Origin of the sequence: Marivita sp. S0852, assembly GCF_046591575.1 — a bacterium.
In the GTDB taxonomy this organism is placed as follows: domain Bacteria; phylum Pseudomonadota; class Alphaproteobacteria; order Rhodobacterales; family Rhodobacteraceae; genus Marivita.
On record NZ_JBIQWA010000003.1, the window covers coordinates 267,363 to 293,813 of the forward strand.

Here is a 26,451-nt window from a genome sequence, read left to right on the forward strand (position 1 = left end):
GGTACTCACCGAGACGTTCTATTCCCTCAATAACTTCAGGTTTTATGAGTTGAATTGGCGGAACCTTGATCTCATGATTTAAGCTGGGAATGTTGGGTGCCTTGAGGCTCTTGAACGACCCCGAAATCTTATCACCAATTTCACTAAACGACTTCATCACTTCGGCAAGCCAAAGTGAAGCAGGATGCCATTCTGGAACTTGTTGGAAATCCCTTATCGGCCTTCGCCTCCAACTCCATTCTCCAGCTGCGTCTGAGAGCAAACCCAATAACTGACCAGATGCCTTCAAAGTTCCGGCATCTTTTCTTGCTGCAATTTTTTCCATCTCTGAAATAGCCAGAGGCGTATTCAGATCATCCAAAAGTGCTTGAGCTACCTTTTTTGATGGTTTTGTTGGCTCTACAAACTCTGTCATCTGCCTCCAGCGTTCCAGTGTAGCCTTGGCTTCGCCGGCCTTCTCCGCTGTCCAATCCATCGGCTTGCGGTAATGCGTGCTCAAAAACACAAACCGGATCACCTCGCCCGGCACACCCTGATCCAGCAAATCGCGGATGGTAAAGAAATTGCCCAGCGATTTGGACATCTTCTTGCCCTCGACCTGAAGCATCTCGTTGTGCAGCCAATACCGGGCAAAACCGTGACCGGCGCATTTCGATTGGGCGATTTCGTTCTCGTGATGCGGAAACATCAGATCGTTGCCGCCGCCGTGGATATCGAACGTATCCCCCAGCAGATCATAGGCCATGGCCGAACATTCGATATGCCAGCCCGGACGTCCCCGGCCCCACGGGCTGTCCCATCCGGGCAGATCATCCGAGGAGGGTTTCCACATGACAAAATCCATCGGATTGCGCTTGTAGGGGGCCACCTCTACCCGCGCGCCTGCGATCATGTCATCGACAGACCGACCCGACAGCTTGCCATAGCCCTCTTTCCACGACTCCACAGCAAAGAGCACATGGCCCTCGGCCTCGTAGGCATGGCCTTTCTCGATCAGCTCTTCGATCATTGTGATCATTTCCGCGATATAGGCGGTGGCGCGTGGCATATGGGTGGGTTCCAGCGCACCAATTGCGGCCATGTCTTCAAGATACCAGCGCGTCGTTTCTTCGGTGATGTCCCCGATTGACCGCCCCGAGGCAGCAGCGCGGGCGTTGATCTTGTCATCGACATCCGTAAAATTGCGCACATAGGTGACGTGATCAGCCCCGTAGACATGCCGCAAAAGCCGGAACAACACGTCAAACACAATCACCGGGCGCGCATTGCCGATATGGGCGCGGTCATAGACCGTCGGGCCACAGACATACATCCGCACATTTTTAGGATCGAGAGGCTCGAACACTTCTTTGGTACGGGTTGCCGTGTTGGTCAGGCGGATCGTCATAGCTTTGTCCTCGCGGGCCAGTGTCGCGGCGGACGTATCAATTTCAACTCGGTAAGGAAATAGACGACCTGTCCGCCGGCAAAGTTAGCGGACCCAGCAGCACATAATGAGGGACGTGTTTGTCATGCGTGGGGGCATACCGGGTGGAGTATCGGTCGGTCAAGGGACCGGATGGTCCACAGGTCACCGAAAGACACATCTGGACTTTGGCTGTGCGGGTCTGGCAGGACTGCGCTATCAGGTGTGGAGGGAATGATGCCAAAACTGTCACAGCGGATTACCGGATTGAACGGCGGCGGATCGGATGGGTGGGACGTGTTTTACCGCGCCCGCGCCATGGTCGAGGCCGGTGAAGACGTGGTCGAGCTGACCATCGGCGAGCATGACATCCGCACCGACCCGGCGATCCTGAACGCGATGTATGACAGCGCGGTTGGCGGCCACACCGGCTATGCCAGTGTTCCCGGTGTCGGCGCATTGCGCGACGAGATCGCGGCACGCATCACGGCGCAAAGTGGGGTGCCGACAGAACGCAAAAACGTCATGGTGACGCCCGGCGGCCAAGCGGCCCTGTTTTCGGCGCATATGGCAGTGTGCGGGTCCGGTGATCCTGCAGCATTTATCGACCCGTATTACGCCACCTATCCGGGGGTTGTCCGGTCGGTCGGAGCCATACCGCGCCCCGTGCCGACGCGGTCGCGCTTTGGGTTCCTGCCACAGAAAGACGCGTTGCAGACCGCCTGTCGGGGGGCGGCATCGCTAATGATCAACACGCCCAACAATCCAACGGGAGCCGTTTATCCCAAGGCCACTCTTGAGGAGATTGCCGCGGTCGTCGAGGCCGAGGACATGTGGCTGATCTCGGACGAGGTCTATGACACACAGGTCTGGGAGGGCACACATCTGTCGCCGCGTGCCCTTCCCGGCATGCAGGACCGAACGCTTGTTGTCGGCTCGATGTCGAAAAGCCATGCCATGACCGGCAGTCGAATTGGCTGGATCGTCGGTCCGGAAGACGCAATCACCGCCCTGATTGATCTGGCAACCAACACAACCTACGGCGTGCCCGGCTATATTCAGGATGCCGCGCTGTTTGCGCTTCGGGCCGGTGCCGAGATCGAAGACCGCGTGGCCGCGCCGTTCCTGCGCCGACGCAACATGGCCCGACAGATCCTGCAAGACCAGACGATCGTGCGATCCATTCCCGCACAGGGGGCCATGTATGTCATGCTGGACGTGCGCGAAACCGGCCTGTCCGGGGAAGCGTTTGCCAATGCCCTGCTGGACAGTCACCGCATTGCCGTGATGCCCGGTGAAAGCTTTGGTCAGTCGGCTGAGGGCCATATCCGTGTGGCGATGACGGTGGCCGATGATCGGTTCGAAACCGCCCTGCGCACGATCTGCACATTTGCGGCCGGTTTGGCCAAGGCCGCGTGATGGCGGACCCGGTTTCGGCAATCCGCAATCTGGGACCGGCAATGGAGGCTGCCTGCGCAAAGATCGGCATTCAGACAGCCGATCAATTGCGCGCTCTTGGGGCAGACGAGACCTACAAGCGATTGCTGATATCCGGCCTGCGCCCGCATTTCATCGGGTATTACGTGCTACATATGGGATTGCAGGGACGCCCCTGGAACGACTGCACAGCCGACGAAAAGAAAGCGCTGCGTGTGTCGTTTGATCGGATCAAGGCAGACATCGCCCGACGATCGGATGTGGCCCCGTCGGGGATTGAACAGGTGCTGGATGAAATAGGTGTTGGCGAAAAACGCTAAATAAAAAAGGCCGGGCAAGAGCTGCCCGACCCAAACTTGCAGGCGCGATCCGGATCAGCCGACCAATTCAAGGCCCGAGAAGAAAAACGCGATTTCTTCTGCAGCTGTTTCCGGAGCATCCGACCCGTGAACAGAATTTTCGCCAACGGATTCGGCAAACTCAGCGCGGATTGTGCCCGGTGCTGCATCAGCGGGGTTTGTAGCGCCCATGACTTCGCGGTTCTTGGCGATTGCGCCTTCGCCTTCGAGAACCTGAACGACAACCGGCTCGGACGCCATGAATTCGCACAGTTCGTCATAGAACGGACGCTCTTTGTGGACCGCATAGAACTGACCCGCCTGTGCTTTGGTCAGATGAATGCGCTTTTGCGCGATGATGCGCAGACCGGCCTCTTCAAACTTGGCGTTGATCTTGCCAGTCAGGTTGCGGCGGGTGGCATCGGGTTTGATGATCGAAAATGTCCGTTCGAGGGCCATGAGGTGCTCCATTAAGTTGGTTGATTGCGCGCCCGTTAGCATGGGTGTTTTCCAATGGAAAGGTTGGATTTGGGGCTTTGCCCCCGGCGCTTTGCGCCTCCCCCAAGGTATTTTTTGCCCAAAGAAACCAAGAGCGCTGGTCTGTCGGGAGTGGCGTTGGTAAGGGCGGGGCATGTTGAAGATTGAAGATATCACCTATGCGGTTGACGGACGGCCTTTGTTCGAGGGCGCGTCTGCGGTTATTCCCGACGGGCACAAGGTTGGTCTGGTGGGGCCGAACGGGGCTGGCAAAACCACGTTGTTCCGGCTGATCCGCGGAGACCTGGCGTTGGAGGGGGGCACGATTTCAGTGCCGCGCGGTGCGCGTATTGGTGGTGTCAGCCAAGAGGTGCCGGGATCGGAGGTGTCCTTGATCGACACCGTTCTGGAGGCCGACACCGAACGCGCGGCCCTGATGGCCGAAGCCGAGACCGCCACGGACGCCAGCCGGATTGCAGAGGTGCAAACACGGCTTGCCGATATTGATGCCTGGTCAGCAGAGGCACGGGCGGCGTCGATCCTGAAGGGGCTTGGATTTGATTCGGCTGATCAGCAGATGCCCTGTTCGGCCTTTTCCGGCGGCTGGCGTATGCGGGTGGCGCTGGCCGGTGTGTTGTTTGCCCAGCCGGATTTGCTGTTGCTGGACGAGCCGACGAACTATCTTGATCTTGAAGGCGCGCTGTGGCTGGAAAGCTATCTGGCGAAATATCCCTATACGGTGATTGTGATCAGCCATGACCGTGGATTGCTGAACAGGGCCGTGGGCGCAATCCTGCATCTCGAAGACCGGCGGCTGACCTTTTATCAGGGCCCCTATGACCAGTTTGCCCGCCAACGCGCCGAGCGGCGTGCGCAGGCGGCGGCGGTGGCGAAAAAGCAGGCGGCGCGGGTGGCGCATCTGCAATCCTTTGTAGACCGGTTCCGGGCCAAGGCCAGCAAGGCCAAACAGGCCCAGTCGCGGCTGAAGATGATCGAGCGGATGGATATGGTGGCGGCCCCCGAAGAGATCGCCAAGCGGGTATTTTCATTCCCGCAACCCGATGAGCTGTCGCCGCCGATCATCCGGGTCGAAAACGGCGTGACCGGCTATGGAGAGACGGAAGTTCTGCGCAAGCTGGACCTGCGGATTGATCAGGACGACCGCATCGCGCTTTTGGGCAAGAACGGTCAGGGCAAATCGACGCTTGCCAAATTGTTGTCTGACCGGTTGCCGTTGATGGCGGGGCGGATCACGCGTTCGTCCAAGCTGCGCATCGGGTTCTTTGCGCAGCATCAGGTGGACGAGTTGCATGTGGATGAAACCCCGCTGGATCATTTGCGGCGAGTGCGCCCCGGTGAAATGCCGCCCCGGCATCGCGCGCGGCTGGCGGGGTTTGGACTTATGGCAGATCAGGCCGATACGTTGGTGGGTCGGTTGTCCGGCGGTCAGAAGGCGCGGCTGTCTTTGCTCTTGGCGACGATTGATGCGCCGCATCTGTTGATTTTGGACGAGCCGACAAACCATCTGGATATTGAAAGCCGCGAAGCGCTGGTCGAGGCGCTAACCGCCTATTCCGGTGCGGTGATCCTTGTCAGCCACGATATGCATTTGCTGTCGATGGTGGCGGATCGGCTGTGGCTGGTGAAAGACGGCAACGTCAAACCGTATGATGACGATCTGGACGCCTATCGCACCATGCTTTTGACGTCCGACAAACCCGCCAAGCCACAAAAGGCAAAACCCGCGCGCCCTGCCCGGCCCAGCAAAGACGCGCTGCAGGCACTGCGCTCGGAGGTGCGCAAATGCGAAGCGCGGGTGGAAAAGATCGAAACCATGCGCGAGACGCTGGCCAGGAAACTAGCCGATCCGGCGCTGTACGAGGACGGTCGCAAGGGCGAATTGGAGACCTGGAATCGCAAATATGCCGAGGTGATGGACGGGTTGCACCGGGCCGAAGCGTTATGGGAAGCTGCGGTAGAAAAACTGGACGCGGCACAGGCGCGGTGACGCAACCCAGGCGTTCGTTTCCAGATCGCTGAGCCGAACATATTTCAAAGGTCACCACGATCACAGGGCTTGCCCTTTGCACAGGTCGGACCTAACGCTGAGCCATGGATATCGCTTTTCTTGTCTCGGCGTTTGTAACGCTTTTCGTGGTCATCGACCCCATCGGTCTGACGCCGGTGTTTATCGCATTGACCCCGGGCATGACCGTGCAGCAACGGCGCGCGATTGCGATCCGGACGACCTTGATTGCGGCTGGATTGTTGTTTTTGTTCGCCTTTCTGGGCGAGCAGGTGCTGGGCTTCATCGGGATTTCGATGCCGGCCTTTCGTATTGCTGGCGGTATCCTGTTGTTTCTGACCGCACTGGATATGCTGTTTGAGCGGCGCACCAAACGACGCGAAGATCAAGCCGGAGCCGAGGACGTCCCCGACCCGTCAGTGTTTCCCATGGCAATCCCGCTGATCGCGGGTCCAGGGGCCATCGCATCGGTGATCCTTTTGACCGGTGAGGCCAGCGGCACGCTGGGATTGGTGTCGGTGTTGGGCGTGCTGGTTGCGGTTTTGCTGCTGGCTTTCGTGTTTTTCCTCAGCGCCAACATGTTCGAACACGCATTGGGCAAGACGGGGATTCTTGTGGTCACGCGTCTGTTGGGCATGCTGTTGGCGGCCTTGTCGGTGCAGTTCGTTCTGGACGGCATTCGCGGGTTTGGCATGGGTCTGGGCGGCTGACGCAAGCTGTGCAACACAACACAGAGCGTCCGCAGACCTACAAACGCCCCCGTCTATGCCCTATATTTCATCCATGACAGAAAGGGGCGCGCGCGATGACAAGCATGGATTACGGCAATCTGGCCTATCTGGTTTTGTTGGGGTCGGTGCTTGTGTTCTGGTTTTTCGTGCAAAACCGTCAAAGCCTGAACAAGACGTTGCAGCATGGCGCGGCTTGGGGGCTGATTTTCCTGGGCGTGATTGCTGCGGTTGGTCTTTGGGGCGATATTCGCCAGACGGTGCTGCCACAGCAGATGGTTCTGGACGAGACCGGTCGCATTGAGGTGCCGCGCAGCCCGGATGGGCATTATTATCTGACGCTTGATATCAATTCAGAGCCGATCCGGTTTGTCGTCGACACGGGCGCAACCGGAATGGTTCTGACGCTGGATGATGCGATGCGAATCGGATTGTCGGAAGAAGACTTGATCTTTTATTCCGAAGCGATGACGGCAAACGGGCCTGTGCGCACCGCCCCTGTGCGTCTGGATGATGTGGCGCTCGGGCCGTTCCGTGACCAGTCTGTACGCGCCTTTGTCAACGAGGGCGAAATGTCCAAATCGCTTTTGGGGATGGATTATCTTAATCGGTTCAACCGCTTGGAAATCAGCGGCGGGCGATTGATCCTGGAACGCTGACCTCGCGGTTTCTGGGGGGTTGGCGACGTTAATTGGTTGGTTTACGGTCCACCGGAACCGATCAAAGGATGATCATGCGCCATTCGTTGCCCATTGCGCCGCAGTTTTATGTCACGGCTCCTCAACCCTGTCCGTACCTGCCCGGTCGGATGGAGCGCAAGCTGTTCACCGCGTTGCAGGGCGAGCATGCAGACAAGCTGAACAACAGCCTGTCGAAACAGGGCTTCCGCCGTTCCCAAAACGTGCTGTACCGGCCGTCCTGTTCGGATTGTTCGGCCTGCATGTCGGCGCGGATCAGTGTGGAGCATTTCCGGCTTTCCAAAAGTCAGAAACGCACGGTGAAACGCAATGCGCAACTTCGCCGCCGCGCCTCTAGCGCCTGGGCGTCGGAAGATCAGTACGAGCTGTTTCGCACCTATCTTGATGCACGCCACGCCGATGGCGGCATGGCCGATATGGATGTCTTTGACTTTGCGGCGATGGTCGAAGAGACGCCGATCCGATCTCGTGTGATCGAATATACCGACGAGATCTCGAACGCCTTGGAAGCGGTGTGTCTGACCGATGTGCTCGATGACGGGTTAAGCATGGTGTATTCGTTCTACACCCCCGATGCCCCAGGCCGCAGCCTTGGCACCTATATGATTCTTGATCATGTGCAAATCGCGCGCGAAGCGGGTTTGCCTTATGTGTATCTTGGATATTGGGTGCCGGGCAGTGCCAAGATGGGCTACAAGGCCACCTTTTCCGGGCTAGAGATTTTCCGGCACGGCAAATGGGAAGCGTTCAAAGACAAGGACGCCTATTCCGCAGACACGCATCCTTTGTCGACCGATCCGATTGCCGAACAGGTGGCAAACATATCTTTGCCGGATCTGCGCGGTCCCTGACATGGGTGCCGCTAAACCATAGCTTTTCTTTCCGACATTCGGGAACACTCTGGCGCTTCATTGCGTTTACGGGATGAACCATATGAAGGAGGCTGACATGGCTGAGAGAGACAAGCTCGTTTTACCGATTGCAAAGCTCGCGCGAGACAATGATCAATTCCGCGAAGTGATCTGGACCGGCGACGAGACGCAACTGGTGCTGATGGCGATCCCCGAAGGTGGTGAGATCGGTGGCGAAACCCATGAGGGCCATGACCAGTTGCTGTATTTCATTGACGGCATGGGCAAAGCCAAGATCGGTGAGGACGAGATGGACATTTCCGCCGGTGACGTGGCCATCGTGCCGTCCGGCAAATATCATAACTTCAAAAACACCGGCACAGGTATGCTGCGTCTTTACACGACCTATTCCCCGCCCGAGCACGAGGCGGGTACAGAACATGACACAAAAGAAGAGGCCGACGCGTCATAGGGGCGTTAGCATGACACAACGAAAAAGGCCGCTTGCAATAAGCGGCCTTTTTTATGTGCTGCGGCAGCCCTTAGGGGATCAGATCCGGAATGATGGTCACGATGCCCGGGAAGAACCACAAGATGGCAAGACCGAAGACCTGAATGGCAACAAACGGAATGATCCCGCGATAGATATGGCCCGTTGTGACCTCTTTCGGGGCAACCCCGCGCAGGTAGAACAGCGCAAATCCAAAAGGCGGCGTCAGGAACGACGTCTGAAGGTTGACGGCAATCATGATAGTGACCCATTTGGGATCAAACGATCCGCCATAAATCACCGGCCCGACGATTGGCACGACGATGTAGATGATCTCAAGAAAATCGAGCACAAACCCCAGAACGAAAAGCACCAGCATCACGATCAGGAAAACCTTGAGTTCGTTATCAAAGCTCTGAAGGAATTGCTGGATGTAATGTTCTCCCCCAAAAGAGATCACGACAAGGTTCAGCAATTGCGATGCGATCAGAATGGTAAACACCATACTGGTCACCTTGGCCGTTTCGCGCACCGCCGGGCTTAGCACGCCGGTGCGATACAGAACCCAACAGCTGTAGATCAAACCGAACAGCGCATAGAGATATGCGCCATAGGCCACCAGAAAGCCAATCCAGCTTTCTGCGGTGGCGGTTTCAAGGTTGATGCGCAGGTCAAAGTTGATGCCGACCAGGATCATGATCGCCACCGCAAAGGTGGTGTTGATGATGACTTTGGCGGATTTGTCCTCTTCCTTGAGCTTGCGATAGGCGGCCAGCATGATGGCCCCCGCCGCGCCAAGAGCCGCTGCCGGTGTCGGGTTGGTGATCCCCCCGAGGATGGACCCCAGCACCGCCACGATCAGCACAAGCGGCGGAAAGACCACGCGGATCAGCTCGTTCTTGGACAACAGTTTGACCGCATAGCTGCCCCCCCAAAGCGCGATCGCCGCGGGAATTGCCATGAACAGCACCGTGCCCATGGCCGAGGTTGTCGGACGGATCAAAAGAACATCCACCAGCAGCAACAAAAGCAGACCCCCTGCCCCGATCACAATCGGGCGCGGGTCCGAGCTTGGCGAAACCCCGCGGGCAAAGGACAGAACCAGACCGACCATCAGAGAGAGGATCGCGATGCCGGTGCCGATGGGGGCTGCGGCGGCGATCTTGGCTGCGATGGCGTTGGTCATTTCCTCTTCTGTCAGACGCACGCTCTGGGCCTGCCCTCCGGCCGCATCAATCGCTGCTTTTTCGGCAACGGCGGCGTCCCAGGCCTCTTGCCCGTGCAGTTCAATCATGGAAGCCTGACATTCCGGCCCAACATTGGTCCGCAGGCTGGCCGCCTCTCCGATGTCGGAAAAACTGTCGACCTGATAGCTTTGTGAGCCGACAAGATTGACCTGGCCCATAAAGATCGTGCCGGCAATCAATGCCACAGGCACCAACAGAAACCAACTCAGCGCTTCGTTCCGGGTCACCGGTTCCGCGTTGGTCGACCCCAGTTCAACCGCCGGTGCCTTGGACGGATTCAAAATCGCAAAGCCAAACGCATAGGCCGCGTACAAGCCCGCCAACAGAATGCCCGGCAACAAAGCCGCCTGGAACAACGTGCCGACCGACACAACAGCCGGTTCGCCAAGATAGGTCAGCGCGTCCGTACAGCCCGCCAACTGGGCGCGGTTTTCCTGCGCGGCAGAGTAAAGATCCCCGGCCAGTGTCCCGAGCAGGACAATCACAATGGACGGCGGGATAATCTGGCCCAGCGTTCCAGAGGCCGCAATCACACCCGTGGCCAATTCCGGCGAATAATTGTTCCGCAGCATCGTGGGCAACGCCAGCAGGCCCATCGTGACAACCGTGGCCCCGACAATGCCGGTCGAAGCCGCCAGAAACGCCCCCACAACCACAATCGACACCGCCAGCCCCCCCGGCAGCGGGCCAAAAACGCGCGCCATCGTGGTCAGAAGGTCATTGGCGATCTTGGAGCGTTCAAGGACGATCCCCATGAGAACAAACATCAAAACCGCAAGCAGCGTTTCGATTGACTGACCGGCAAGCACGCGTTCGTTGATCCGGTTCACAACAAACGAAATGTTGCGGTCAAGCGCGGTTTCCCAGCCCATCGGGAACACTGGTTCGCCCGTGCGGGGCAGATCCGGAAACCTGAAAATCGAAATGGCCTTGGGATTGGTGCCCTCCGACACCAGCGCCGCATAGGCCGCCGAAGACGTGTCTATCGCCTGATGGATCAACAAGCCCGCGCTGTCCAGCGCCGCGATGATTGCAAAGGAAATGATCCCTGCCCCCGCGATGGCAAAAGCCACCGGAAAGCCTGAAAGGATCGCGCTGAAAAGCGTGAGGAAAACGATGATCAGGCCGATCTCGACGCCATCAAGTCCAAAAAGCATGACTGGTTCCGCCCCTAGAATTCTTTGTTTTCGTAGGCTGCTTCTTCGGTTTCGAAGACATCCTTGTCGAAGTATTTGCCATCGCTGGCTTCGCCTTCCTTCCATTCAAGAAAAGAGCGGAAAAAGAACGCAACGGCCTGTAGAAAGATCATTGCGCACATGATCACAAGCAGAACTTTGAACAGGAAATAGCCGTTAAAGCCGTTCGGGCTAAAGCCGATGGTTTCCACATTCCAGCGCAATGCACGGGCCTTGTTGAGCAGACGATCAAGGCTTTCGGACGCCGACGGATTGGGGACAATCAAATGTCGCCACATGAAAAACCACGAGTAGAGCCAGATCAACACCGCCATCGGCATCATGAAAATGAGGCTGCCGATCATGTCAATCACGCGTTTGGTGCGGAACGAGACCGCAGAATACACCAGATCAACGCGCACATGACCGCGCTGCACAAAGGTGTAGGTCAGGCAAAGCGTCACCACCATGGCATTGTAGAGCTTGAGCTCTTCGGACCACCACGACATGTCAAACTGAACCGGGATACCAAACCCGATGGCCATGTCCGGGCGCGAAAAAATCCGCTGCATAAACACGATGATCACTTGCTGGATCACCATCAGCAACCCGGCCCATGCAAAGAACCGCCCGACCCGGTTGGCGAACCCCTCAAGCACGCGCACACAGCCCCACATGAAGCTGTTGTTCCAGATGCCGATCGCGGTGAAGACCAGAAATGTGGTGAGGACAACAAACAGAAGTTCAACCGACGCGCCGTAATACACAAAGCGCATGATGGCCTGACTATCGCTCCAGTTCAGCCAGCTTTGTGGATTTATCAGGGCAGAGACCAGATTGACAAACGACATTGCGATGTTGGTGACAATCCAAACGACAAAGTCGAAAACAGTGCCCAGCACACCGCGCGTGGCTGTCTCGTCCATGAGCTATCCCTTTATCCCTGTTTTTTCGGGATAAACGCCACGATCTTTCCGTGTGCGCAACCCTTTTGTTGGACCCGCCCGCACATGGCGCGGACGGGTCTGTTGTGTATCGTGTCTTACAGACCGACGACGCGGTTCCGCTGTGCTGCAAAGGCTCCTTCGGACAGGCTGCCCCATTTTGCAGAGGATGTCATCGAGGCCATGTAGCTGTCGTAGCAATTCTTATACAGCTCATCGTCCATATTCTCGGCGACAACCTCTTCGGCGGCGGCTCCGAATGCATCCCAGACGGCATCGGGGAATTCGAACAATTTCACGCCACCCGATTGCAACCGCTGAAGCGCCGCCGAGTTGTTGGCCATGAACAGCGACATCGTCCAGAGATTTGACGCTCGGGCCACTTGTTCAACAACAGCCTGATGCGATGGCGACAGGCTTTCATACAGTTCCAGGTTCAGTGTCAGGTTCAGGTTGGGCCCCGGCTCGTGGAAACCGGCAGTATAGTAATTCTTGGTGATTTCCTGGAACCCGGCGGTTTCATCCGCCCAGGGGCCGATCCATTCCGTGCCATCAATCGCGCCTGAACTCAGCGCCTGGTACACTTCAGATCCGGGAAGGTTCTGAACCGATGCGCCCAGCTTGCCCAGAACCTGACCGCCCTGACCGGGCATCCGGAAGCGCAGGCCCTGGAAATCCTCTGGGCTGTTCATTTCCTTGGCAAACCAGCCACCCGATTGTGGGCCTGTGTTGCCCGCCGGGAATGCCTTGAGGCCGAAGATGCTGTAAAGATCATCCCCCAGTTCCTTGCCGCCATCATGTTCCCACCAGTTGGCATATTCCATGAAGTTCATGCCGAACGGAACCTGGCTAAAGAACGACAGCGCAGGATGCTGGCCGAGGAAATAGTAGTCAACGCCGTGATACATGTCGGCCTGACCTGCCGCCACCGCGTCGAACACTTCGAAGGCACCAACAAGTTCGCCTGCGGCCTTCAGCTCGACATTCAGCGCACCGTCTGTTGCCGCGGTGATCTGGTCGGCGCAGTATTGCGCGCTGTCATGGACGCCTGCAAGGCCACGGCCCCAGGTGGTCACAAGTGTCAAGGTGCGGTTGCCCTGTGCATAGGCCGGTGCGGCCAGCGAAGATGCAGCGACTGCCGCGCCGCCGGCTGTGGTGGTTTTCAGAAAAGAACGACGATCCATTGGATCCTCCCGTAAGTTGTCATGGCGGCCGCTTTTGAATGCAGTCTGCCGGGTGCTTGATGCGCGCACACTCTAGCCAGATTGATCCGAAAAAAAACCCCTTTAATTCAGGAAGTCAAAAATTAGATTGTGCATAAATTTCACAGGCTTGACCAAAACCTTTAAGATAGTTTCCACCAATAACCCAAACCCGACAGGATCTTTTGCGCACAGCAATGACACGCGCCTTCGGCCCGCCCAAGAGTGTTGCCCGTTGCAAGGACTGTGATGCGCGCAATAGCACCGCACGCACGGCATGCTATGGCAGCAGACCCGAAATTTGTTCGATTGGGCGCGCTGTGACAGGGTTTAATTTCCGAAAATTACCCGTATGCGACAGGCTGACGCAACAATCGGCAAGAAAAACTGCGATCAAGGTTCTTTTTTCATGCGTTTCCGTGTTGACGCCCGTGACACGTCACCATAGTGTCCCCGCACGCGAAACGGAGCTAGATGACATGCGCGACCTAGTCGTCATTGTAGACCAAAGGTGCATGGGCCGGTAACGGAACCTGATCAGGACCCCATGCGCCCCCGACTGAACACCGGGGGCTTTTTTTTGCGTATCAACGAAGTGTCTGTAAACGGAGCATAGCGATGACACGTCAGATGACCGGAGCGAAAATGGTAGTCCAGGCCCTGAAGGATCAGGGTGTCGACACAGTATTCGGATATCCCGGTGGCGCTGTGCTACCGATTTATGACGAGATTTTTCAGCAGAACGGCATTCGCCATTTTCTGGTGCGCCACGAACAAGGTGCTGTGCACGCCGCCGAAGGCTATGCGCGGGCCACCGGCAAGCCCGGTGTTGTGCTGGTCACATCCGGCCCCGGTGCCACCAATGCCGTGACCGGCCTGACCGATGCGTTGATGGACAGCATTCCGATTGTTGTTCTCACTGGTCAGGTGCCCACCTTCATGATCGGCTCGGATGCCTTCCAAGAGGCGGACACCGTGGGCATCACCCGCCCCTGCACCAAGCATAACTGGCTGGTCAAGGACACCGACAAACTGTCCAATGTGATCCACGAGGCGTTCCATGTCGCAACCTCGGGCCGTCCCGGCCCGGTGCTGGTGGACATCCCCAAGGACGTCCAGTTCGCAAGCGCGACCTATACGGAAAAGGCCAAGGTGAAGGTCAGCCATTACCAGCCGCAGGTCAAAGGCGATATGGAGACGATCACACAATTGGTCGAAGCCATCGAAAACGCCGAGCGCCCGATCTTTTACACCGGCGGTGGCGTGATCAATTCCGGCCCCGGTGCCAGCCAGTTGCTGCGCGAACTGGTTGAAGCTACGGGGTTCCCGATCACCTCTACTCTGATGGGGCTGGGCTGCTATCCGGCGTCTGGCAAAAACTGGGTCGGCATGTTGGGCATGCACGGTCTTTATGAGGCCAATCTGGCGATGCATGATTGTGATCTGATGATCAATATCGGCGCGCGATTTGATGACCGGATCACCGGCCGGCTGGATGCGTTCAGCCCGAAATCGAAAAAGGCCCATATCGACATTGATCCATCATCGATCAACAAGGTGATCCGTGTGGACATGCCGATCATCGGCGATGTGGGTCATGTGCTTGAGGACGTTCTCAAAGTCTGGAAGGCGCGCGGCCGCAAGGTGAATCGCGAAGGCCTGTCCAAATGGTGGTCGCGCATCGAGGAATGGCGCAAGGTTGATTGCCTGAAATACAAGCCCTCCGAAAAGACCATCAAACCGCAGCACGCGCTGGACCGGCTGGAAGCGCTGACCAAGGGGCATGATCGCTATATTTGCACCGAAGTGGGCCAGCACCAGATGTGGGCCGCGCAGTATCTTGGCTTTGAAGACCCGAACCGCTGGATGACATCCGGCGGTTTGGGGACGATGGGCTATGGCACACCGGCCTCGATTGGCGTGCAGGTGGCCCATCCAGATGCACTTGTGATCAACGTGGCGGGCGAAGCGTCATGGTTGATGAATATGCAGGAAATGGGCACTGCCGTGCAGTATCGCCTGCCGGTCAAGCAGTTTATCCTGAACAACGAACGCCTTGGCATGGTGCGCCAGTGGCAGGAATTGCTGCATGGAGAGCGCTATTCCCACAGCTGGTCCGAAGCCCTGCCCGACTTTGTCAAACTGGCCGAAGCCTTTGGCTGTAAGGGCATTTTGTGTGACAATCCGGCGGATCTGGATGATGCGATCATGGAGATGCTGGACTATGACGGTCCGGTGATTTTCGATTGCCTGGTTGAAAAGCATGAAAACTGCTTCCCGATGATCCCGTCGGGTGAGCCGCACAACAAGATGCTGTTGGGTGAAGCGAAAACGAAAGATGCCATCGGGACAAAAGGTGCCGTGATGGTGTGATGGTTTCGGACCGGCTTGCGCCGGTCCGACCGATTGGGGGGNAAAAGCATGAAAACTGCTTCCCGATGATCCCGTCGGGTGAGCCGCACAACAAGATGCTGTTGGGTGAAGCGAAAACGAAAGATGCCATCGGGACAAAAGGTGCCGTGATGGTGTGATGGTTTCGGACCGGCTTGCGCCGGTCCGACCGATTGGGGGGCACGCCCCCCAAACCCCCCTGCATATTTTTGAAAAGAAGAAGATCAGCATGTCCGCGCTCAAGATCAAAAAAGGCTCTACCAAACATTCGGCGTATAATTTGCGCCCGACATTTTCGGATGTTCAGGAAACCCATACGCTGGCGGTTCTTGTCGACAACGAAGCCGGTGTTCTGGCGCGCGTGATCGGTCTGTTTTCCGGGCGTGGTTATAACATTGACAGTTTGACCGTGGCCGAAATCGACCATGAAGGTGCTTTGTCACGGATCACAGTGGTGACGACGGGCACGCCGCAGGTGATCGAACAGATCAAGGCCCAGCTTGGGCGCATTGTGCCGGTGCATGCGGTGCATGATTTGACCGTCGAGGGAGGATCGGTCGAGCGCGAATTGGCCTTGATCAAGGTCGAGGGCGCGGGTGACAAACGTGTCGAGGCGCTGCGGCTTGCGGATATCTTTCGTGCGCAAGTGGTGGACAGCACACTGGAAAGCTTTGTGTTCCAGATTACTGGCACGCCGGAAAAGGTGGACGCCTTTGCCGATTTGATGCGCCCCCTGGGGCTTGCCGAAATTGCCCGCACCGGTGTCGCCGCGTTGTCGCGCGGTCTTTGAACCCAGACTCCTTCGCCGGGCCAAAACCAGGCCCGGTGTCAGACAGTGTCAGCCCATGGCGATTTTGCCGCCTTCGGGTTCGGCATCCTGATAATGCGACAGGTCAATGATATTCTGAGTGTCCGCCTCTGTCGCTGGTGAGGCCGCGCCAGAGGACGCAAGATTGCTGGCTTTCAGCTTTCGCGGCAAATCCGGTGAATGCGATTGCATCAACAGTTGCGGATTGCTTGCCTTGCGCACGTTTTGCTTGACCGTGACGTCGAATTGAACCAGATCGCCGGCGTCCAGTGACGGTGCCTCGTGAATACACTCTTCCGGTGTATAATAGGCCAGTTCCCCTTGATCTTCGCACCAAATAACGGCCTTCTGTGCTGTCGTGTCAGACCACAGCACAACGCCAAACATACTCTGCATTGTCATAATTTCAGATCCCCATCTTATGTGCCCAATGTGTTAAGTTTTGAAGCCTCAGAACATGATGAAGTCTGCGTCGTTCCATCGAATTTTGTGTCAATATCCATTGACCCTGACTCCATATGACGTCAAAAGCAATGCGTATCAGCGTCAAGAGTAGTTTGTAGCGACAGCGGCGGTGGCTTGAACAGCAAAGATCGTCACAGTGGCTGCTACAGTTTTCACTTAGCTTCGGCTGGAAACGACCTCTGGAAAAACGGCTGACATGCAACCGCCCACACCTTCAGAATTGCGCGATACCCTTGGTGCCAATCTGCGCGAATTGGCGAAATCCACGGCGTCAATATCTGCATTATGCAGGGACCTTGGCATCAACCGCACACAGTTTAACCGGTATCTTTCCGGCGAGAGCTTTCCGCGTCCGGATGTGTTGTTCCGGATTTGCAAATATTTCAACGTGGACGCCCGGATCATCCTGGAACCGTTATCCGAGATCGGGTCGGGCGCACGCACCGTGTTGGGGCATCCCGAGATTGCGGATTTTCTAGCAGCCGGGGTGTCGCAATTGCCAGAGCAGATCTTTCCCAGCGGGTTTTACCAATTTGCAAGGCGCAGTTTTCTGGATGAAACCATGTTCATTCAGGGGCTTGTCTATGTGTACCGGAAGGACGACGCGACGTTTATCCGCGGCTTTGAAGCGAAAGAAGCCATGGTGCAACAGGGTTTGCCAGCGGACCCGAAAACGCGGGAATTCCGGGGGATTCTGCTGGCGCAGGAAGGCGGGATTGCGGGACTGGTCAGTCGGCGTAATTCCCTGACGACATCGTTCAATTTCCTGGCACAGATCCCGTCTTTTCAGAACAATTATTGGGTTGGATATACCGTCAGAACCGTTCGGGAAAACATGAATGGATCGCGCGTGGCGCGGCTTGTTTACGAATATCTGGGAAGTGATGGTGCCAAAATACGCGCAGCGGCGCGCAATTCTGGCTTTTGTTGCGCCGATGATTTGATTCCCTTTCAACGCACGCAATTGCGCATAGACGAGCCGTTTACCTGACACGCGCTGTCCGTTGGCGGCATCGGATGTCGCGAACCGGCGCGACCATGGCCCATATCACAGCCGACGCTGCCTCATGTGCTTTGCGGGAGGCTGACATGACGGTACTGGACCCGGATCTTGCCGATATTCACAAACCAACAGCCCGCGCGCGTGGCTTGCTCAATGCGCATTATATCGACACTGAAAAGTACGACGAGGAACGCGACGCGCTGTTTGGGTCTGGCTGGGCAGGTTTGGCTGTGGCCTCTGATGTTGCAGACATCGGCGATGCCGTTCCGCTGACCTTTCTGGACATCCCTCTTTTGCTGATACGGGGCCGGGATGATGGTGTTCGGGTGTTTCAGAACATCTGCCGTCACCGAGGCATGATCCTGGTGGATCAGCCGCGCAAGATCGAAGGAGCCATTCGCTGCCCCTATCATTCCTGGTGTTACAGCACGCAGGGAAAGCTGGTCGCAACGCCGCATGTCGGTGGGCCGGGACGGAATACCCATGACGAGATTGATCCCGACACGCTGGGCCTGATCGAAGTTCGCAGCCATATCTGGCGCGATGTTGTCTGGATCAACCTGTCCGGCACTGCCCCCGCATTCGAGGACGCGATGTCCGATATCATCACCCGCTGGCGGGATTTTGATCAGCCGATGTATCACGGCGGCGCGGACAGCCGCTTTACCCTGAGTGTCGCGGCGAATTGGAAACTGGCGGTCGAGAATTACTGCGAAAGCTATCACCTGCCTTGGGTGCATCCCGGTCTCAACAGCTATTCACGGCTGGAAGACCACTACAATATCGAACAACCCGGCGTCTTTTCCGGCCAGGGCACGTTGGTGTATCGCCAGCTCAAGGATGAGGCGGGACACAGCTTTGAGGATTTTGGCGGGCTTGGGTCAAAGTGGGACGCCGGGGCCGAGTATCTGGCGATTTATCCAAACGTGTTGCTAGGCGTGCACCGCGATCATGCGTTTGCGATCATTCTGCAACCAGATGGCCCGAACCGGACGGAAGAACAGGTCCATCTGTACTATGCGACCGAAACACCCGATGACACGTTGCGTCGCCGCAATGCGGCACAGTGGAAAGAGGTTTTTGAGGAAGACATCTTTGTTGTCGAAGGTATGCAGCGCGGGCGTCGTGCGCCGGGCTTTGACGGTGGCCGGTTTTCACCGGCGATGGACGGTCCGACCCTTTGCTTTCACCAATGGGCTGCCGCGCGACTTGGGGCCTATAGGGACAGGACATGACACCGGATACCAACGCAGCGCTTTTGGAAGCCCATGACAGGGGCGATCTGGATGCGTTGGTTTCCGGCTACATGGCGGCGGCGGACAGCGCATCCGACCATGATGCGGCCTGCTTTTTTCTGACCCATGCCTATGTGTTCGCGCTGGAGGCGGGAGATGCGCGAGAAGACGCGCTTCGGGCAAAGCTTGCGGAAAACGGACGGATTTAGAGCAAAGAAGCGTTACGCTGAGGGTGCCGAGGGGCTGTCCTGATTAAGGATATCGTAAAGGTGCCATGTTGCGTGACCCAGCAAAGGCAACGCCACGAACAGGCCCAGAAAGCCCGGCAGCAATGCCAGAAAGGTCACAATAGCGATAAACGCCCCCCAGCCCAGCATCACCACCGGATGCTGCAGCACATACTGAAAAGATGTGATCATCGCGGTGACGAAATCCACTTCGCGATCCAGCAAAAGCGGCAGGGCAAGCACCGTGATGTTAAACAACAGGATCGCGAACAAGGCCCCGACAATCGTGCCAACCGTCAGCATCAACAGGCCGTTGCTCGACAGGTACACCTCGAACGAGGAAGATACATTGGTCATCGTGCTTAGCCCCAGAAAAAGCGCAAAGATCATGTGGCCGATGAAGAACCAGAATAAAAACACGATCACGATGATCGCACAGATCGACGGAAGTTGACGGCGCGACTGCTGAAGCACAACGCCAAAGATCTCCGAAGCGACCAGCGGATCACCGCGTTCGATCCGTCGGCTGACGTCATAAAGACCGACCGCCGCAAACGGGCCGATCAATGGAAACCCGATGGCGGCCAGAACCAACCAGAATGTCGTGCCCGAGCTGAGGGTGATCCAGGTGATCCCCCACCCTGCCAGAACGTAAAACCCGGCAAATACAAAGGCAAAGCCCGGCGCGCGTTTCATGTCCTGCCATCCCCGCCTCAAGGCCAGCTTCAGCGTCTCAACCGACACTGTGCCCAATGCGGGCACACCAAGTTCGGGGCTGTCATTCATGCCATTCTCCAACACCTGACCTTTGAATATGGCTATGAAATCCACTTGGGCGGCATTTGGCAATAACAAGCTGTCACAGACCGGCGCAACCGGCGGGTTTCAAGCGGCATCCCCCGCGGGTCGGGTCAGTCGCCCTGAGCTTCTGCGCGCGATTTGCCGGACACGTTCTGCGCAAGGGTTGCGGCCATGAACGGGTCAAGATCGCCATCCAAAACGCCTTTGGTGTCGGATGTTTCGTGATTGGTGCGCAGGTCTTTGACCATCTGATAAGGCTGCAGCACGTAAGAGCGGATCTGATTGCCCCAGCCGGCATCCCCTTTGGCTTCGTGGGCTGCGTTGATGTCCGCGTTGCGTCGGTCCAGCTCAAGCTGATAAAGCCGCGATTTCAACGCCTTCATGGCGATATCCCGGTTTTGGTGCTGGGATTTTTCGGAACTGGTGACAACAATCCCTGTCGGATTGTGGGTGATACGCACCGCCGAATCCGTGGTGTTGACGTGCTGCCCACCGGCACCGGAAGAGCGATAGGTGTCGATGCGAATATCCGCCGGATTGACCTCGATTTCGATATTGTCATCCACAACCGGATAGACCCAGACCGAACAGAATGACGTATGGCGTTTTGCGGCGCTGTCGAAAGGCGAGATCCGCACCAGGCGATGCACGCCGCTTTCGGATTTCAACCAGCCATAGGCGTTCGGACCAGAGATCTTATAGGCAGCCGATTTGATGCCCGCCTCTTCACCCGGTGTTTCGGATTGAAGCTCCACCTCGTAGCCGCGCCGTTCGGCCCAGCGGACATACATCCGCGCCAGCATGTTGGCCCAATCGCAGGATTCCGTGCCACCTGCGCCAGAGTTGATTTCGAGGAACGTGTCATTGCCGTCTGCTTCGCCATCCAGCAGCGCCTCCAGTTCTTTTTTGGCGGCCTTGTCCGCAAGCGATTTCAGCGCTTCTTCGGCATCCGTGACGACTTCCTGATCGTCCTCCATTTCGCCCAGTTCGATCATCTCGACATTGTCGGACAAGTCTTGCTTGATCGAGGTGTAGGTCTCGATCGCGTCCACCAGCATTTGCCGGTCCCGCATCAGCTTTTGCGCCGCTGCTGGATCGTCCCACAGGTTCGGGTCTTCGACACGGGCGTTGAATTCTTCCAGCCGATGCTGGGCCGTCTCCCAATCCAGACGCTGCTCAAGCAGATTCACGGATTTTTCAATCTGATCAACGATGTTCTGAATTTCAGCGCGCATTGGCGGTCCTGTTTGCTCGATCTTTGATATGGGCAAGTGATAGACCAGCCCCGCCGCCCCGACAAGGCAGCGCGCGGGCTGGATTTCATCGCAGTCGTTAGTAAAGCCCACCAGAGCTAAGCGTGCCGAACGTCGCTTTGGGTCCAACGATTGCCGTTCCACCGCTTGATGTGGTCACTTGCTTGGCCGCCTGATTGCCGCCTTCGAACAGCTCGAAATTCGAGCCCATGGCAAATCCGCCATCGAATTGGATGCCAAAAATCGGCTCTTCGCCCTGGCGGAAACACTCGGCCACAACGTTGGGGCCGCTGGCACTGTCAGACAGGCGCGCACCGGTTGTGCGGTCGATTTTGATGAAATCACAGCTGTCCGGCGGCCTGAAGGCACTGCCGCCATATTTGGCCACGGCCTTTTGCATAAACGAATTGAACACCGGGCCACACATGCCGCCCCCGGACGCGCCGCGTCCAAGGCTGCGGGGTTGGTCAAACCCGATATAGCACCCGGCCACGATGTTGGAGGTGAAGCCCACAAACCAGACATCCTTGGCATCATTCGTCGTACCGGTTTTGCCAGCGGTTGGGACCGGCAGGTTCACAGCACTGCGTGCCGTGCCGCGTTCCACCACGCCGGTCATCATCGAGGTCAGCTGATAGGCCGTCACCGAATCCATCACGCGTTCCCGGTTGCTGCGCACGGTTGGGCCCTGCCCCGCCTGTAGATTTGGCAACGTGCAATCTTCGCACACACGCTGATCATGCCTGTAAACCGTATTGCCAAACCGGTCCTGAACCCGGTCAACCAGCGTTGGCTCCACCCGTTCCCCGCCATTTGCGAACATCGCGTAGGCGGCGACCATTTTGTAAAGCGTGGTTTCATCCGCCCCAAGCGCGTTGGCCAGCACACGCCCCATATTGTCATACACGCCAAACTTTTCCGCATAGCGCGCAACCGTGTCCATGCCGACCTCTTGCGCCAGTCGAATGGTCATCAGGTTTCGTGATTGTTCGATACCCGTGCGCAAAGGCGTGGGGCCGTAAAACCGGTTGGACGCATTTTTCGGACGCCAGACACCTTGCGGTGTGTTGATCTCAATCGGGGCATCCACAACGATGGTGGCCGGGGAATAGCCACTGTCCAGCGCTGCGGCGAACACGAACGGCTTAAAGCTTGATCCGGGCTGGCGCTGTGCCTGTGTGGCACGGTTGAAGACCGAATGCTGATAGCTGAACCCGCCCTGCATCGCCAGCACCCGGCCGGTGTTGACGTCCATCGCCATAAAGGCACCCTGCACCTGCGGAACCTGACGTAGCGTCCAGCGAATAAAGCTGCCATCATCATCCGACGTCATCCGCCGCACATGCACAACATCGCCCACGTCAACCAGATCGCCCGCGACCTGGCCCTTACGTCCAAGCGTGCCGTCTTCGTTGCGCTTGCGAGCCCATTGGACGTCGCGTGCGGGCACCCAATGCCCGTCTTCGTCATCCAGTATGCCCTCGATCCCGATCCGCGCATCATTGGTGCCGACCTCAAGCACAACCGCCGGATACCAGGGATTCTCCAGCTGGATGTCGCGTGCGATGTTCACATTGTTAAGTGCGGCCCGCCAAGAGGCTTCGTCGGTCAATTGGTCTTGCGGAATGGTCTTGCCTGTCCCGCGCCAGACGCCTTGCGACCGGTCATAACGTTCCAGCGCCCGTTGCAGCGCATCCTCGGCTTCGACCTGAAGTTCCGGATCAAGTGTGGCGCGGACACTGAAACCGCCGGAAAAGAACTCACCTTCTCCAAAGTCGACGCTCAATTGACGGCGGATTTCATCGGTAAAATAGTTGCGCGGAGGCAGCGCTGCGCGGAACGGTTCGTAATCACCGTTCTGAACAGATTTCAACGGCATCGCAACCTCGACCTCGTAGGTGGCCTGATCAATGAACCCGTTTTCGTACATTTCCTTCAGCACAAAGTTCCGACGCGACAAAAGCCGGTCTTTCCGGCGCACCGGATGGAATTCGGATGGTGCCTTGGGCATGGAGGCCAGTGTCGCGGCCTCATGCGGAGCCAGTTCTGTCAGGGGTTTGTTGAAATATGTCTGCGCCGCGGCGGTCACGCCATAGGAGTTCTGCCCAAGAAAGATCTCGTTCATGTAAAGTTCAAGGATTTTCTCTTTGCTCAGCGTGTCCTCGATGCGGGATGCAAGAATGATCTCTTTGATCTTGCGCTCGACCCGGCGATCCCCGGAAAGCAGAAAGTTCTTCATCACCTGTTGCGTGATCGTTGACGCGCCGCGCACGTCCCGTCCACCAGAGGCCACCGCATCCACAGCCGCCGCCGCAATGCCGCGCAGGTCATAGCCTTGATGGCTGTAGAAATTCTTGTCCTCGGCAGAAATAAACGCCTGTTTGACCAGATCCGGTATTTCATTGGCCGGCGTGAACAGGCGGCGTTCCTGGGCGAATTCGTCGATGATCCGGCCTTCGACCGAATAAATGCGGCTGATCGTGGGCGGCGTATATTGTGCCAGGCTTTCATGACTGGGCAGGTCACGGCCATACATCCAGAACACCGCACCGACCGCAAGCGCCACCATCATGGCACCCAAGGTGATGAGGCTGAAAATCGCCCCGAAAAAAGACAGGATGAATCTGGTCACTCTGTGCCCCTGTACTGGTTCTTCAACCCCTACAAAACTGGAGGGGATTGGTCAAAACACAATGCCGCGTGGACCGGCATCCGGTTGCCTATGACGCAAGGTCACAGGGTGGTTTACTTGCGCCTGAGCGGCGCAAGGGCTGTGTCTTCGTCCCGCCAGGCCATCAGCCCGTCGCGGATGCCAGCCGCCATGCCCTGCCGCCAGATCGGATCGCTGAGGTTTCTGAGGTCTTCATCGGTAGACAAAAACCCGACCTCCAGCAAAACCGACGGAATGTCCGCGGCCTTGAGCACCGAAAACCCCGCGCTGCGCAAAGGCCGTTTGTGAACGCGTCCAACGGCGTTTTCGATCCCGCGCAGCATATGTTTGGCCAAGGCTTCGCTGCGCGGCGCATTTTGCAGCCGTGCCAGGCTCATCAATACGCTGGCCACGCGATCATCCGACCGGCTTAGATCCACCCCCGCCAACAGGTCATCGCGGTCATGCCGTTCGGCCAGGGCGGCAGAGGCGGCATCAGAGGCGGCGTCAGACAAGGTATAAACGGCCGCCCCCCGCGCCTGACCTTCAGCCAGAGCATCCGCGTGCAACGAAATGAACAGGTCTGCCCCCGCGTCCCGCGCTGCGGCGACACGCGCTTCCAGCGACACAAAGTAATCGCCGGTCCGGGTTAACGCCACGTCAAATCCACCCGCCCGGCGCAGCACGTCTTGCAGCTCTCGGGCGAACACCAGCATCAGATCGGCCTCGTTGACCGTGCCACGCTCGGCACCGGGATCAATGCCGCCGTGACCGGGATCAAGAACCACCATCAACCGATCAGGATCACGAGGCGGCACCGCGGTAACATCGGCGGCCTTTGGCAAATCCCAGCGCGGGTCCTGCGGGGCACCCGATGCGGCATCGAACGTGGCTTGGTCCGTGCTGTCGATCCGCACAGTGATGACCGCGCGGCCGGAGGTAACATCCGTCTCAAGCGCGGCGGTTCTGATCGTCATCGGTTCGGCCAGTTCGGCCACCAGACGCGACCAACCGGGACGATAGCCGCCCATACGCACAGCGGTCACTCGCACCCCGGCAATCAGGCTTTGGGGGTCAACATCGCCCCATTGCACCTCGCGAAAATCCATCACAAGCCGATTGGGCGCGCTCAGCGTGAACACACGCCACGGCACCCCCTGGCTGATCTCGAGCCGCAATTCGGCACCGCGCCTGATGTCCTGAATTGCGCCAGTTTCAAAGCGCGCCAAGGCCCCCAGATCCTGCGCGGCGACAGGCCCTGCCAGACCGGCGCACAGCACAATCGCCCAAAACCGCGTTAGAATACCGCTCATGTTCCTCCAAAGACCTCTGATCGGGTCATTGGCACATATATAGCGGATTCGGGCACCGCAGAACAGGTTCGATGCATCAGTCGATATGGCCATGTTTGCGCATGAACACCTGCAGCCGTTCCAGCCCCTCCACGATGTCTTTGGTGGATCGTGCATAGGAAAACCGCACAGTTCCGCCGCCCCGCATCGGATCAAAATCCAGCCCCGGCGTCACCGCAACACCGGCCTCGTCCAGAATGGCGCGGGCAAAATCGCGGCTGTCGGTGGTGATATGGGAGATATCAGCATAGACGTAAAACGCGCCATCCGGCGGTGCGATGCGATCAAACCCGGCCTTGGGCAGTCCGTCGATCATCAAGCGCCGGTTTTCACGGTAGATTTCCATGTTCAGGTTCAATTCCTCGGTGGCCTCCATCGCGGCCAAAGCCGCGACCTGTGACACATGCGGCGCGCAAATGAACATGTTCTGCGCCAAGCGTTCGACCTGGCGCACAGAGTTTTCCGGCAAAACCAGCCACCCCACACGCCAGCCCGTCATGCTGAAGAATTTGGAAAACGAATTGATGACGCACACATCGTCACTGATCTGAAGGGCGGTGACCGCCTTTTGTTCGTATTCGATCCCGTGATAAATCTCGTCCGACAAGAACGCCGCGCCGCGCGCCTGTGCGGCGTCGATCAGATCGGACAAGGCAGCTTTGCCCAGCATTGTGCCGGTCGGATTGGCTGGCGAGGCCACCATCATGCCCTCATAGTCCACCCCTGTCAGATCAGATGGCTCTAGCTGATAACGTGCCTCGGCGCGGGTCTGGATTTCGACCGGAACCAGATCGAGCGATTTCATGATCTGGCGATATGACGGATAGCCCGGCGCGCCCAAAGCGATGCGGTCCCCGCCATCGAACAAGGCAGAAAACGCTAGGATGAATCCGCCCGAAGACCCCGGAGTGACAACAACGCGCGCCGGATCAAGATCGACATTGTACCAGTCACCATACAGGCGTGCGATGCGCCGTCTGAGCGCCGGAAGGCCCAAAGCCACGGTGTATCCCAGCGGATCATCGCGCATGGCATCGGCCACCGCATCGCGCGCCCGTACCGGTGCCGGAGTGCCCGGCTGGCCCACTTCCATATGGATTATATGACGCCCGGCCTCTTCGGCGCGGCGCGCGGCATCCATGACATCCATCACGATAAAGGGATCAACCGCCCCACGGCTTGAGTTCCGCATCAATCTCTCCGTACCGTGTTTTGCGGCAGACCTATGGGCGAATACGGGGCAACGTC

22 protein-coding genes and 1 pseudogene are annotated in these 26,451 nt (G+C 57.7%); 12 read left to right on the plus strand and 11 right to left on the minus strand.

All coding sequences use genetic code 11. The features are described from left to right. Nucleotides 1-249: 249 nt before the first annotated feature. Nucleotides 250-1,387, minus strand: a pseudogene (gene cysS, locus ACG74X_RS07720) (cysteine--tRNA ligase); the annotation flags it as partial. Nucleotides 1,388-1,642: 255 nt separating this feature from the next. Between cysS and ACG74X_RS07725 the strand changes: the two are divergent. Together ACG74X_RS07725 and ACG74X_RS07730 are read left to right on the plus strand one after the other, a co-directional pair. After that, nucleotides 1,643-2,824 carry a pyridoxal phosphate-dependent aminotransferase gene (locus ACG74X_RS07725; RefSeq protein ID WP_411233755.1) on the plus strand — a complete coding sequence of 394 codons (1,182 nt, stop codon included), beginning with the start codon at nt 1,643-1,645 and terminating at the stop codon, nt 2,822-2,824. Beyond that, a complete protein-coding gene (locus ACG74X_RS07730; RefSeq protein WP_411233757.1) occupies nt 2,824-3,162 on the plus strand; it encodes a TfoX/Sxy family protein in 339 nt (112 codons plus the stop codon). The genes ACG74X_RS07725 and ACG74X_RS07730 overlap by 1 nt, the downstream gene beginning before the upstream one ends. 54 nt (nt 3,163-3,216) lie before the next feature. Here the strand turns inward: ACG74X_RS07730 and ndk are convergent, their stop codons facing one another. Then, complete coding sequence (gene ndk / locus ACG74X_RS07735; protein ID WP_299789107.1) at nt 3,217-3,639, minus strand: nucleoside-diphosphate kinase; 423 nt, start codon at nt 3,637-3,639, stop codon at nt 3,217-3,219. A 172-nt stretch (nt 3,640-3,811) separates the two neighbouring features. On the opposite strand from ndk, the gene ACG74X_RS07740 reads away from it, so the two are divergent. From ACG74X_RS07740 to ACG74X_RS07760, 5 genes are all read left to right on the plus strand, one after another. Next, nucleotides 3,812-5,665, plus strand: coding sequence for an ABC-F family ATP-binding cassette domain-containing protein (locus tag ACG74X_RS07740; protein WP_411233759.1), 1,854 nt, complete (start codon nt 3,812-3,814; stop codon nt 5,663-5,665). A 104-nt stretch (nt 5,666-5,769) separates the two neighbouring features. Next, nucleotides 5,770-6,393 (plus strand): MarC family protein, encoded by a 624-nt coding sequence (locus tag ACG74X_RS07745; RefSeq protein WP_411233761.1) that lies wholly within the window; start codon nt 5,770-5,772, stop codon nt 6,391-6,393. A gap of 95 nt (nt 6,394-6,488) precedes the next feature. After that, complete coding sequence (locus tag ACG74X_RS07750) at nt 6,489-7,070, plus strand: TIGR02281 family clan AA aspartic protease (RefSeq protein ID WP_411233763.1); 582 nt, start codon at nt 6,489-6,491, stop codon at nt 7,068-7,070. Nucleotides 7,071-7,144: 74 nt separating this feature from the next. Continuing rightward, nucleotides 7,145-7,960: an arginyltransferase gene (locus ACG74X_RS07755; RefSeq protein ID WP_411233765.1), complete on the plus strand. Its 816-nt coding sequence runs from the start codon at nt 7,145-7,147 to the stop codon at nt 7,958-7,960. 97 nt (nt 7,961-8,057) lie between these two features. Continuing rightward, the gene (locus tag ACG74X_RS07760; protein WP_411233767.1) at nt 8,058-8,432 is read left to right on the plus strand and encodes a cupin domain-containing protein; all 375 of its coding nucleotides are present in this window, start codon (nt 8,058-8,060) and stop codon (nt 8,430-8,432) included. 70 nt (nt 8,433-8,502) lie between these two features. Here ACG74X_RS07760 and ACG74X_RS07765 read toward each other — a convergent pair whose 3' ends face one another. The 3 genes from ACG74X_RS07765 to ACG74X_RS07775 form a co-directional block, all read right to left on the minus strand. Beyond that, nucleotides 8,503-10,854, minus strand: coding sequence for a TRAP transporter large permease (locus tag ACG74X_RS07765; RefSeq protein ID WP_411233769.1), 2,352 nt, complete (start codon nt 10,852-10,854; stop codon nt 8,503-8,505). Between the two features lie 14 nt (nt 10,855-10,868). Beyond that, nucleotides 10,869-11,798, minus strand: a complete 930-nt coding sequence (locus ACG74X_RS07770; RefSeq protein WP_411233771.1) for a TRAP transporter small permease subunit — start codon at nt 11,796-11,798, stop codon at nt 10,869-10,871. A 116-nt stretch (nt 11,799-11,914) separates the two neighbouring features. Continuing rightward, the gene (locus tag ACG74X_RS07775) at nt 11,915-13,000 is read right to left on the minus strand and encodes a TRAP transporter substrate-binding protein (protein WP_411233773.1); all 1,086 of its coding nucleotides are present in this window, start codon (nt 12,998-13,000) and stop codon (nt 11,915-11,917) included. Between the two features lie 636 nt (nt 13,001-13,636). Between ACG74X_RS07775 and ACG74X_RS07780 the strand changes: the two genes are divergently transcribed. After that, complete coding sequence (locus tag ACG74X_RS07780) at nt 13,637-15,391, plus strand: acetolactate synthase 3 large subunit (RefSeq protein WP_411233775.1); 1,755 nt, start codon at nt 13,637-13,639, stop codon at nt 15,389-15,391. Nucleotides 15,392-15,638: 247 nt separating this feature from the next. Beyond that, nucleotides 15,639-16,199: an acetolactate synthase small subunit gene (ilvN, locus tag ACG74X_RS07785; RefSeq protein WP_411233777.1), complete on the plus strand. Its 561-nt coding sequence runs from the start codon at nt 15,639-15,641 to the stop codon at nt 16,197-16,199. A gap of 48 nt (nt 16,200-16,247) precedes the next feature. Here the strand turns inward: ilvN and ACG74X_RS07790 are convergent, their stop codons facing one another. After that, nucleotides 16,248-16,619: a hypothetical protein gene (locus tag ACG74X_RS07790; protein WP_411233779.1), complete on the minus strand. Its 372-nt coding sequence runs from the start codon at nt 16,617-16,619 to the stop codon at nt 16,248-16,250. Between the two features lie 259 nt (nt 16,620-16,878). On the opposite strand from ACG74X_RS07790, the gene ACG74X_RS07795 reads away from it, so the two are divergent. The 3 genes from ACG74X_RS07795 (at nt 16,879) to ACG74X_RS07805 (ending at nt 19,129) form a co-directional block, all read left to right on the plus strand. Beyond that, complete coding sequence (locus ACG74X_RS07795; protein ID WP_411233780.1) at nt 16,879-17,673, plus strand: helix-turn-helix domain-containing protein; 795 nt, start codon at nt 16,879-16,881, stop codon at nt 17,671-17,673. Nucleotides 17,674-17,771: 98 nt separating this feature from the next. Then, nucleotides 17,772-18,920, plus strand: a complete 1,149-nt coding sequence (locus ACG74X_RS07800; RefSeq protein WP_411233782.1) for an aromatic ring-hydroxylating oxygenase subunit alpha — start codon at nt 17,772-17,774, stop codon at nt 18,918-18,920. Next, entirely contained in the window at nt 18,917-19,129 is a 213-nt protein-coding gene (locus ACG74X_RS07805; protein ID WP_411233784.1) for a hypothetical protein, read from the plus strand. The genes ACG74X_RS07800 and ACG74X_RS07805 overlap by 4 nt, the downstream gene beginning before the upstream one ends. A gap of 12 nt (nt 19,130-19,141) precedes the next feature. Here ACG74X_RS07805 and ACG74X_RS07810 read toward each other — a convergent pair whose 3' ends face one another. The 5 genes from ACG74X_RS07810 to ACG74X_RS07830 form a co-directional block, all read right to left on the minus strand. Beyond that, on the minus strand, nt 19,142-19,933 hold the full coding sequence (locus tag ACG74X_RS07810) for a DUF2189 domain-containing protein (RefSeq protein WP_411234193.1): 792 nt from the start codon (nt 19,931-19,933) through the stop codon (nt 19,142-19,144). Nucleotides 19,934-20,058: 125 nt separating this feature from the next. Beyond that, nucleotides 20,059-21,183, minus strand: a complete 1,125-nt coding sequence (gene prfB / locus ACG74X_RS07815) for a peptide chain release factor 2 (RefSeq protein WP_411234195.1) — start codon at nt 21,181-21,183, stop codon at nt 20,059-20,061. A 97-nt stretch (nt 21,184-21,280) separates the two neighbouring features. Beyond that, complete coding sequence (locus ACG74X_RS07820) at nt 21,281-23,833, minus strand: penicillin-binding protein 1A (RefSeq protein WP_411233785.1); 2,553 nt, start codon at nt 23,831-23,833, stop codon at nt 21,281-21,283. Between the two features lie 113 nt (nt 23,834-23,946). Beyond that, nucleotides 23,947-25,164 carry an N-acetylmuramoyl-L-alanine amidase gene (locus tag ACG74X_RS07825; protein ID WP_411233786.1) on the minus strand — a complete coding sequence of 406 codons (1,218 nt, stop codon included), beginning with the start codon at nt 25,162-25,164 and terminating at the stop codon, nt 23,947-23,949. A 76-nt stretch (nt 25,165-25,240) separates the two neighbouring features. Then, on the minus strand, nt 25,241-26,395 hold the full coding sequence (locus ACG74X_RS07830; RefSeq protein WP_411233788.1) for a pyridoxal phosphate-dependent aminotransferase: 1,155 nt from the start codon (nt 26,393-26,395) through the stop codon (nt 25,241-25,243). Nucleotides 26,396-26,451 lie beyond the last annotated feature (56 nt).

Coding starts and splice junctions, on each gene's coding strand:
- ACG74X_RS07725 (WP_411233755.1), top strand. CDS start 1,643: ATGCCAAAACTGTCACAGCGGATTACCGGATTGAACGGCGGCGGATCG.
- ACG74X_RS07730 (WP_411233757.1), top strand. CDS start 2,824: ATGGCGGACCCGGTTTCGGCAATCCGCAATCTGGGACCGGCAATGGAG.
- ndk (WP_299789107.1), bottom strand. CDS start 3,639: ATGGCCCTCGAACGGACATTTTCGATCATCAAACCCGATGCCACCCGC.
- ACG74X_RS07740 (WP_411233759.1), top strand. CDS start 3,812: ATGTTGAAGATTGAAGATATCACCTATGCGGTTGACGGACGGCCTTTG.
- ACG74X_RS07745 (WP_411233761.1), top strand. CDS start 5,770: ATGGATATCGCTTTTCTTGTCTCGGCGTTTGTAACGCTTTTCGTGGTC.
- ACG74X_RS07750 (WP_411233763.1), top strand. CDS start 6,489: ATGACAAGCATGGATTACGGCAATCTGGCCTATCTGGTTTTGTTGGGG.
- ACG74X_RS07755 (WP_411233765.1), top strand. CDS start 7,145: ATGCGCCATTCGTTGCCCATTGCGCCGCAGTTTTATGTCACGGCTCCT.
- ACG74X_RS07760 (WP_411233767.1), top strand. CDS start 8,058: ATGGCTGAGAGAGACAAGCTCGTTTTACCGATTGCAAAGCTCGCGCGA.
- ACG74X_RS07765 (WP_411233769.1), bottom strand. CDS start 10,854: ATGCTTTTTGGACTTGATGGCGTCGAGATCGGCCTGATCATCGTTTTC.
- ACG74X_RS07770 (WP_411233771.1), bottom strand. CDS start 11,798: ATGGACGAGACAGCCACGCGCGGTGTGCTGGGCACTGTTTTCGACTTT.
- ACG74X_RS07775 (WP_411233773.1), bottom strand. CDS start 13,000: ATGGATCGTCGTTCTTTTCTGAAAACCACCACAGCCGGCGGCGCGGCA.
- ACG74X_RS07780 (WP_411233775.1), top strand. CDS start 13,637: ATGACACGTCAGATGACCGGAGCGAAAATGGTAGTCCAGGCCCTGAAG.
- ilvN (WP_411233777.1), top strand. CDS start 15,639: ATGTCCGCGCTCAAGATCAAAAAAGGCTCTACCAAACATTCGGCGTAT.
- ACG74X_RS07790 (WP_411233779.1), bottom strand. CDS start 16,619: ATGACAATGCAGAGTATGTTTGGCGTTGTGCTGTGGTCTGACACGACA.
- ACG74X_RS07795 (WP_411233780.1), top strand. CDS start 16,879: ATGCAACCGCCCACACCTTCAGAATTGCGCGATACCCTTGGTGCCAAT.
- ACG74X_RS07800 (WP_411233782.1), top strand. CDS start 17,772: ATGACGGTACTGGACCCGGATCTTGCCGATATTCACAAACCAACAGCC.
- ACG74X_RS07805 (WP_411233784.1), top strand. CDS start 18,917: ATGACACCGGATACCAACGCAGCGCTTTTGGAAGCCCATGACAGGGGC.
- ACG74X_RS07810 (WP_411234193.1), bottom strand. CDS start 19,933: ATGAATGACAGCCCCGAACTTGGTGTGCCCGCATTGGGCACAGTGTCG.
- prfB (WP_411234195.1), bottom strand. CDS start 21,183: ATGCGCGCTGAAATTCAGAACATCGTTGATCAGATTGAAAAATCCGTG.
- ACG74X_RS07825 (WP_411233786.1), bottom strand. CDS start 25,164: ATGAGCGGTATTCTAACGCGGTTTTGGGCGATTGTGCTGTGCGCCGGT.
- ACG74X_RS07830 (WP_411233788.1), bottom strand. CDS start 26,395: ATGCGGAACTCAAGCCGTGGGGCGGTTGATCCCTTTATCGTGATGGAT.